At 60.1% G+C, this 7,846-nt stretch carries 8 protein-coding genes; 3 read left to right on the top strand and 5 right to left on the bottom strand.

The genetic code is table 11. The features are described from left to right. Positions 1-1,077, top strand: a 1,077-nt coding sequence (locus tag B3C64_RS05640; RefSeq protein WP_291534325.1) for an MFS transporter, incomplete at its 5' end; no start/stop codon positions are given. A 57-nt stretch (positions 1,078-1,134) separates the two neighbouring features. Here the strand turns inward: B3C64_RS05640 and B3C64_RS05635 are convergent. Beyond that, complete coding sequence (locus B3C64_RS05635; RefSeq protein WP_291534324.1) at positions 1,135-1,746, bottom strand: DUF1349 domain-containing protein; 612 nt, start codon at positions 1,744-1,746, stop codon at positions 1,135-1,137. A gap of 91 nt (positions 1,747-1,837) precedes the next feature. Continuing rightward, positions 1,838-2,476: a sugar O-acetyltransferase gene (locus B3C64_RS05630; RefSeq protein WP_291534323.1), complete on the bottom strand. Its 639-nt coding sequence runs from the start codon at positions 2,474-2,476 to the stop codon at positions 1,838-1,840. Positions 2,477-2,508: 32 nt separating this feature from the next. Here B3C64_RS05630 and B3C64_RS05625 point away from each other — a divergent pair, with 32 nt between their 5' ends. Then, positions 2,509-3,219 (top strand): TetR/AcrR family transcriptional regulator, encoded by a 711-nt coding sequence (locus tag B3C64_RS05625; RefSeq protein ID WP_349679960.1) that lies wholly within the window; start codon positions 2,509-2,511, stop codon positions 3,217-3,219. A 178-nt stretch (positions 3,220-3,397) separates the two neighbouring features. Here B3C64_RS05625 and B3C64_RS05620 read toward each other — a convergent pair whose 3' ends face one another. The 3 genes from B3C64_RS05620 to B3C64_RS05610 all read right to left on the bottom strand — a co-directional run bounded on the left by B3C64_RS05620 (position 3,398) and on the right by B3C64_RS05610 (position 6,901). Continuing rightward, positions 3,398-4,588 carry a pyridoxal phosphate-dependent aminotransferase gene (locus B3C64_RS05620; protein ID WP_291534321.1) on the bottom strand — a complete coding sequence of 397 codons (1,191 nt, stop codon included), beginning with the start codon at positions 4,586-4,588 and terminating at the stop codon, positions 3,398-3,400. A gap of 93 nt (positions 4,589-4,681) precedes the next feature. Beyond that, positions 4,682-5,341 carry a TetR/AcrR family transcriptional regulator gene (locus tag B3C64_RS05615; RefSeq protein ID WP_291534320.1) on the bottom strand — a complete coding sequence of 220 codons (660 nt, stop codon included), beginning with the start codon at positions 5,339-5,341 and terminating at the stop codon, positions 4,682-4,684. A 354-nt stretch (positions 5,342-5,695) separates the two neighbouring features. Next, positions 5,696-6,901, bottom strand: a complete 1,206-nt coding sequence (locus tag B3C64_RS05610) for a DUF2974 domain-containing protein (protein ID WP_291534318.1) — start codon at positions 6,899-6,901, stop codon at positions 5,696-5,698. Between the two features lie 148 nt (positions 6,902-7,049). On the opposite strand from B3C64_RS05610, the gene B3C64_RS05605 reads away from it, so the two are divergent. Then, on the top strand, positions 7,050-7,846 hold a 797-nt coding region (locus B3C64_RS05605), incomplete at its 3' end, for a mechanosensitive ion channel family protein (protein WP_291534317.1).

Here is a 7,846-nt window from a genome sequence, read left to right as displayed (position 1 = left end):
CTGCTCGGCTCCATCGCCGACGTGCAGGGCATGAAGATCCGCTTCTTCACCGGTTTTTTCCTGACCGGCGTGGTGATGTGCTGCGCGATGGCTCTGCCGCTCGGCTGGCTCGCGTTCCTCATCGTGTACGTGCTGGCCACGATCGGCTTGAACGGCTCGCTCACCTTCTACGATTCGATGCTGGTGGACATCACGCCAAACGAGCGCATGGACCGCGTCTCCTCACACGGATACGCTTGGGGCTACGTCGGTTCGACCGTGCCGTTCATCGTGTGCATCGCGCTGATCTTCGGCGGCCCGGCACTGTTCGACTGGCCAACCGTGGCCTGCACACGGGCCTCGTTCGTCATCACGGCCATATGGTGGGTGGCGTTCACCATTCCGCTGCTTACCAGCTACCGGCAGACGCACTACCGTGCCGCCGCCGATCAAGCCGGCGAGGCCATCCGCGGCACATTCCGCGAGCTCGGCTCCACATTCCGCGCGATCCGCAGGAACAAGCCCCTGTGGATGTTCATGATCGCGTTCTTCTTCTATATCGACGCCGTCAACACCGTGATCTCCATGAGCACCTCATATGGCACGCAACTGGGCATCGACTCCACACAGCTGGTCGTGGCGCTGCTCGTCACGCAGTTCGTGGCGTTTCCCAGCGCCATCGTCTACGGCAAACTGGCCGGCAAGTTCGGTGCGAAGACCATGATCACCGCCGCGGTGGTGGCGTACATGTGCATCGTCTTCTTCGCCGCGTTCTTCCTGCGTTCCGCCTTCGAGTTCTGGATTCTCGCGATTCTCGTCGGCATGTTCCAAGGCGGAATCCAGGCGCTGTCACGCTCGTATTACGGCAAGATCATCCCGAAGAGCCACGCCAACGAATACTACGGCTTCTACGACATCTTCGGCAAGACGGCCTCGATCATCGGCACGTTCCTGGTCGCCACGACGACTTCGCTGACCGGCAACGCGTCGCTCGGCGTGCTCTCCATCGCCATCCTGCTCGCCGTCGCGCTCGGCTTCCTGTTCCTGCAGAAGGACCCGACGCGCGATGGGTCCCGAAAGCCCCACATTAACAAATAAATGCGGATATCCTAGCTAAAGCCTGCAATATCCGCATTCCATTGAACCTCGACGGTTTCAGACGCCCATGCGAAGGTTGGCGACGCTGCGGGGTTCGATCGTGAGATGCTCGTAACGGCGAATGCCGCCCTCACCGGTTGGGGCCTGCGCCAACAGGCCAATCTTGACGGTGTCTCCGACAGGCAGCGTAAAGAACCGCGTCATGAAGAAACGCTCGCCGTCCAACGAGTAATGGAACGCGAACGCGTTGTCCTTGCGGCACATCTGCAGCCACACTTCGTCGCCTTCGATGTTCGGACCGTTCGCGTCGTCCGAATCGCCCTTCGTCACCACGGACACGACCGCATGCGTGCCGAAATCCGTCAATTCGAAACACGACTTCGCCCAATGCGTCGCATCCTCGAACACCATGATCGAGCAGGAGTCATAGGTGTCTGTGAACGCGTGGCGCACCTTGGTGCGCAGCACGAAATCGCCGGCGACTTCGGTGTAGTAGAACGGCGCGTTGCACAGCGATTCCGGATCGATGCCGTCATCCGCACCGCTGCCGCCATTGCAGAAGAAGTCGGTATGCGGCGGTGCGACGATTTCGATGGCTTCGCCGTCTCGGCGCAATTCGCCTTCGTTGATCCACTGGAATTCCATATCTTGCCTTTCTGATTTGGTCATGAATCCGTTGTTGATTTACGCTGTGCCATCCGCCAGCCAATGACGGCCATCCCTCGACGAAGCGTTTCGGAAGATCGCTCACGCAATCGCATCATGCAGCCGCGTCACGTTTGCGGATGCGCTCCATGAAACCGGTACGGTCAGCCTCGGTGATGGTGCGAATCACACGCGCCGGATTGCCGACGGCCACGGAATACGGCGGAATATCATGCGTCACCACAGCACCCGCGCCGACGACCGCGCCTTCGCCGATGGTCACGCCGCCCAACACCGAAACATGCCCGCCGAGCCAGACGCCATCGCCGATGACGATGGGCTTGGATTGGCACATGCCGTTTTTGCGTTCTTCGAAATCAAGTGCATGGTTCGTGGCGAACAAGCCAACCATGGGAGCAACCCACACGTAGTCGCCAAGCGTAATCGGAGCATTGTCGAGCATCACGCAATCGAAATTGATGTACGCGTGCGAACCGATGGTGATGTTGCAGCCCATTTCACAACGGAAGTTCGGTTCGATGAACACGTCCTCCCCCACCGATTTGAACAGACGCTCCATCAGTTCGCGGCGACGGTCCTTCTCTTCGTAATCGGTGCGATTGTATGCGACGAACAATCGCTTGGCTTCGGCACGCATGCGCTCGATGTCGGGATGCGAATCCTGATACGGTTTTCCAGTCAGCATCAACTCCCATTCCCCGCGCCCGGCTGCGCTCATATCCGTCAGTTCCATACCGCCCCTTTCGCGGCTTTGCACCGCTCAATATGTGTACATTTGTACACATCGCACTGTGTACGATTGTACGCATGGGGAAAACCGACACACCGCAGACTTCGCACAATACGATTGCACGCCAGACCAAGCAGATAAGCCAAAACGCGGCAACGTCCCGCGAATCATCATCGAATCACCTCCGGCACAATGACCCGCTTCGTCGCCAGCGCATCATCGAAGCGTGTCTGGAAGTCATCGCGACCAAAGGCGTCAATGGGACCACGCATCGCGCGGTGGCGGCAGCGGCCAACGTGCCGCTCGGATCGACGACCTACTATTTTTCAAGCATCAACGATTTAATCTACCGGTCATTCGAATATTTCATGATCCAGTCGGCCGACACGTTCCAGAACCGTATGAAGCGCGCCAAAACGCAAACACAGGCGATCGACGCGATCATCGGCACCATCACCGACGACCTGCTCAGCACGCAGCAATCCCTGGCCGTCAATCTCGAACTGTATGCGGCCGCCGCGCATGATGCCCGCTACCGGAACATCACCACCCAATGGATGGCCAAAACACAGCATGCGCTTCAACTGCACTTCGATGCACGCACTGCGCAGCTCATCGACGACATCATCGAGGGCGCGACCATTCGCCGGGCCATGTCCCATCCGTTACCGAGCATCGAAGAGACGCGCGCAGAGGCAAGGGATGCATTATCACGTCTCCTGCCCCAAGCAAAACCCACCAAGTGAAACCCACCAAGTGAACCGATGTGAAAACACCTATATGTGGCAGAATTTCCTTTGCAGAAAAACCAAATTCACTATATGTGGCAGCTTCGCCAACCCACTCGCCACTTAGGGGGTATATTTCATACCCCCTAAGCCTTTTCTTCTGAAAGAAACTGCCACATATAGCACAAATGGCTTTTCAGCGGCCGTACACCTCGTGCACGAACTTCTCAAACGCGCCGATGGAACGCTCCACCTTCTCGGTATCGATGCAGTAGGCCATGCGGAAGTAGCCCGGCACGCCGAAACTGTCGGACGGCACGAGGATCAGATCGTAATCCTTGGCCTTCATGCAGAACGCGTTCGCGTCCTCCTCCAACGCCTTCGGGAAGATGTAGAACGTGCCGCCGGGACGCACCACATCGAATCCCAGACGCACCAGCGCATCGTACAGCAGATTCATGTTCTTCTCGTAGACGGACAGGTCGCTCGTCTCGTCCACCACCTTGGCGACCGCGAGCTGTGCGGTGGAGCTCGGGCAGTTGTGGCCGGTTCCACGGCTGATCTGGCCGCACATCGGCACGATCAGCTCGGCGTCGGTGGCGCGCGGATTCACCGCCACGTATCCGATGCGCTCGCCCGGCAGGGACAGCGACTTCGAGTACGAATAGCACGACAGCGTGTTGTCGTAGAACTTGCTCGGATACGGCTGCTCTCCGCCGTCGAACACGATCTCGCGGTATGGCTCGTCGGAGATCAGGAAGATGTCATGGCCGTATTCGGCCTGCTTCGCGCGCAGCACCTCGGCAAGGCGGGTCAGCGTTTCGGCGGAGTAGACCGCTCCGGACGGATTGTTCGGCGTGTTGATGAGCACGGCCATGGTTCCCGGATTCAGCGCCTGTTCGAACGCCTCGAAATTGATCTGGAAGTTCTCGGTGTCGGCCGGCACCACCGTCAGATGCGCGCCGGTGCCGTTCACGTACGGCTGGTATTCCGGGAAGTACGGCGCGAAGGTGATGACCTCGTCCCCCGGCTTGGTCACCGCGCGCAGCGCATGTGCCAACGCGCCGGCCGCACCCGAGGTCGGGAAGATGTAGTCGGCGGTGTAGTCCATGTCGAAGCGGCGGTTCAGGCTTTCGGCGATGGCCTTGCGCACCGACGGAATGCCGAGGGACGGCGAATACCCGTGCAGCGCCACCGGCTCGGCGGTCTCATACAGGTCGATCACCGCGTCGGTGTAGTCCTGCGGGCACGGCACGCTCGGATTGCCCAGCGAGTAGTCGAACACGTTCTCGTAACCGATTTCCGCGCCACGCGCGGCCGCGTATTCGCTCAGCTCGCGAATCACGGATTTTCCGCCGAGCATGGCCTTGTAGTCTTCGTTGATCATGGGCAACCTTCCTGTCATCTGTTCGTGCGCGTTGCCGCGCATACCACCACTACCGTTTCTACCACCGCAGGCGCCGGCCCTACGGCCATGATGTCATTGGGCAGACGCGGCGTCACTTCCCGGCATGAAGCCCTCATTGAAAATCCTGCGCCAGTAATCGAGCATGTCGGTTTTCGACATCGACATGAACATGCCGGCCGCAAGCACCGCCACGTCCTCGTTGAACACGGTGTCGATCGGCATCCGCTCGTGCAGTTGCGGCCAGCGTTGCAGCACGGCAAGCATGCCACCCACGGTGAAGTCGAGCATCAGATCGGTTTTGAGGTCGAGATGGTCGGCATCGAGCCCCAGCACGCCGATCAGCGTCAGGCGTCCGAATTCACGCAATGATTCGACCAATTCCGGCGAGCTATGCGGTCCGGCGACCATGGCGAGACGGTTGAGCCGCTGGCGCTGTTCCGGGTCTCGCAGCAATGCGGTGACATGCCGACGCCATTCGGTGTCGGGATCGAAATCACGCCCCGGCATCGACGGCTTCGGCGTGTTCTCGACGGCATGCAGAATGGCGGCATCGGCCAATTCCGGCAATCCGGAGAAATGGTAGTAGAAGGAATTGCGGTTGACGTTCGCCACACGCACGATGTCGGTAACGGTGATTTTGCCGTATTCGCGTTCCGCAAGCAATTCCCAAAACGCGTTTTCGATGCGTTCCTTGGCCGGCAGGATCTCCGAATCCCTACGTGGACGTGGCATGCGCTTCTCCCCGAAAATTAGTCACACTGTCTTATTTCAGACATTGTACCGATTATTCGGAACAATCCGCCGCATTGCGGCCCGGCCAGGGCATCCGCGACAGAACGGTCAAACCATCCGCACGGGACCACTTACACGAAACCCCCGATTCGCGCACACAGGAAACCCCGATTCACGTGGAATGGTTCGCATGCGCTCCGTCCCCACCATTCCGATGCGATTCGCGAACCCCGTCCCTTAACCGTCACGTCCGCAAAGCACATCCCGATGACCTTGCACGACCACTTGCGGCACACCTTGGGATTGCGAATCAAGCCTTCCGGCCCGACCTCTATCACATCGATTCCCCGCACGTCATTTGCGACGCACTTTGGGATTGCGCGCGAGCGCGGCCTGCAGCACGATCATCAGCGCCTGGTTGAGATTACGCCTGTCCTCGCCGCTCAGCCCCACATAGGTGCCGAGCATTTCGGGGATCACCTTCGGCCCGGCCGCCATCACACCGGAGATGCTGCCCGCACCAGACGCCTCAAGCACCGCGAACAACGCGTCGACCGCATGCTCGCGCTGCTCCTTGGAAAGTCCGGCGAGCCACCCGTTCAACGCCTTGTTGAACGCGACGGAACTGTTGGCGACGTCCTCCACTTTGGCGAATTCACCGCCGTGCATCTGCCAGGAGAACGCGAAATGCTGCATGATGCCGTCCACGTCGGATTTCACCACCATGCACCGTTCAGGCGTCTCCAACACCATACCCACTACTGACGAATCGGGCACGATTTTGACGATGCGGTCGCTCACGCTCGCGTATTCGTAGCTGCGCACCACCGATTCGGGGAAACCGGGACCGTCCAGGGAATAGATGCGTTCCACGCGGTCTTTGACGCCGTCCGAGGCGTTCATGGCCGCGTATACGGCGAGGTTTCCGCCTTTGGAGTGGCCGGTGAGCATGATCGGCCCCTCATACAACGATGCGACGCGTTCCAGATATTCGGCGGCGGAGACCTGTGCCGGCACCGGATATTGGAAGGCCATGTTGAAGTCCTCCTTCCATCCGACCAGCGAATCGTCGGTGCCGCGGAACGCCACCACGAGCGCGCCCGAGCGCAACCGGAACGTCATCGCCGCGAACTGGGTCTGCGCGTCGCCGTCGAATTCCTCGCAAAACGCGCCGATTTCGATGTCCGCGAACCGTGGATTGGCCGCGACGGCATGGTAGAAATCGTGGGTCACCCGCGGATCGACCAAACCGACGTTTTCGACATTGTGGTCCGGCATGGCCGCATCATGATTGAGCTCATCGTCGGCGCGCGCGATGGTGACGCCGTCGAACGGCGGGTGCCGCAGCGCCTTCAGCGACGCGATCGGCCGGCGCAGCGAAAAATGCCTGGCACGATGGCCGATTGTGCCGTATCGTTTCGTCAACTCATCAAGTGTCGCCACACAGTCCGGCACATCGTCGTAGGAAAGCTGCGCCAGCACCAACGCATCGGCGGCGCGGAAAGGCAGCGAATCGAATCCACGGGTCTCCGTGCGCGCATAGTCGATGATGTTGCCCATCGCACGCTCCTTCCGCCGTCATCGCCAACACAGCCTATTCTAAGCGCCGATCGGAGCGTTGGCCCATGTCGCCGCCGACTCGTGTTCGCTCAGCGTTCGCCGAGGTTCCGGCATCGCCACGGACAGACTCATGCGTTACACTGACCGCATGGATCTCATCACCGCGCTTTCCCAATGGCTCGCCCGGAACTACGGCAAAATCGTGCTGCTCGTCATCGTCATCGCCATCGCGTTCGTCGCCGACAAGGCGCTGACCCGCATAGCCCGCAAACTGCTTGACAAGTCGCAGGTGCCCAACGCTTCGATCTTCATCAACATCATGCGTGTGGTGGTATGGGTGCTTGCCGCCGGCACCGTGCTCCAGCCGGTGTTCGGCGTCAATCCGACCACGTTGTTCACCGCCCTTGGCATCGGCGGTCTTGCCGTCTCCCTCGGTCTGAAGGACACCATCGCCAACGTGATCGGCGGCTTCGGGCTTATGGTCGGCCGCGTCATCCAGCCCGGCGATTTCATCAGCGTCGCGGGCGCGACCGGCACCGTCAAGGACATCAACTGGCGGCAGACCATCGTGCGCGAGCGCAACGGCAACGAAATGGTCATTCCGAATTCGATTCTGAACACCGCTTCGCTCGAGAAGATCGCACCGTCGAACGAATGCATCGTGAAGGTGCCCTTCACCGCGAAATCCGACGTCGATGTGGCGCGGATGAAAGCCGACATCGCCGAAACAGTGGACGCCGCGACCAAGCAGCTCGCCAATCCGCAGTACGCTCCGGTCGTGAAGCTTGAGGGTTTCACGCCTTACGGCATCCAGGGCACCGTATACGCGTTCGCGAAAAACGACCTGCTGCTGTCCACCATGGCGGATGCGGTGGCGCAGGCGATCGCGAGCTCGCCGTATTTGGAACACCGTGCCATCGCTGCGAACGAGGACACGGACGCGGA

It is taken from the genome of Bifidobacterium sp. UBA6881, assembly GCA_002451435.1.
Lineage (GTDB): Bacteria > Actinomycetota > Actinomycetes > Actinomycetales > Bifidobacteriaceae > Bifidobacterium.
This window is presented reverse-complemented; position numbering and strand designations above follow the sequence as displayed.

Excerpts from the sequence above, each read along its gene's own strand:
- B3C64_RS05625 (WP_349679960.1), top strand. The coding sequence starts at position 2,509 with ATGTGTACATTTGTACACATCGCACTGTGTACGATTGTACGCATGGGG.
- B3C64_RS05635 (WP_291534324.1), bottom strand. The coding sequence starts at position 1,746 with ATGACCAAATCAGAAAGGCAAGATATGGAATTCCAGTGGATCAACGAA.
- B3C64_RS05610 (WP_291534318.1), bottom strand. The coding sequence starts at position 6,901 with ATGGGCAACATCATCGACTATGCGCGCACGGAGACCCGTGGATTCGAT.
- B3C64_RS05630 (WP_291534323.1), bottom strand. The coding sequence starts at position 2,476 with ATGGAACTGACGGATATGAGCGCAGCCGGGCGCGGGGAATGGGAGTTG.
- B3C64_RS05615 (WP_291534320.1), bottom strand. The coding sequence starts at position 5,341 with ATGCCACGTCCACGTAGGGATTCGGAGATCCTGCCGGCCAAGGAACGC.
- B3C64_RS05620 (WP_291534321.1), bottom strand. The coding sequence starts at position 4,588 with ATGATCAACGAAGACTACAAGGCCATGCTCGGCGGAAAATCCGTGATT.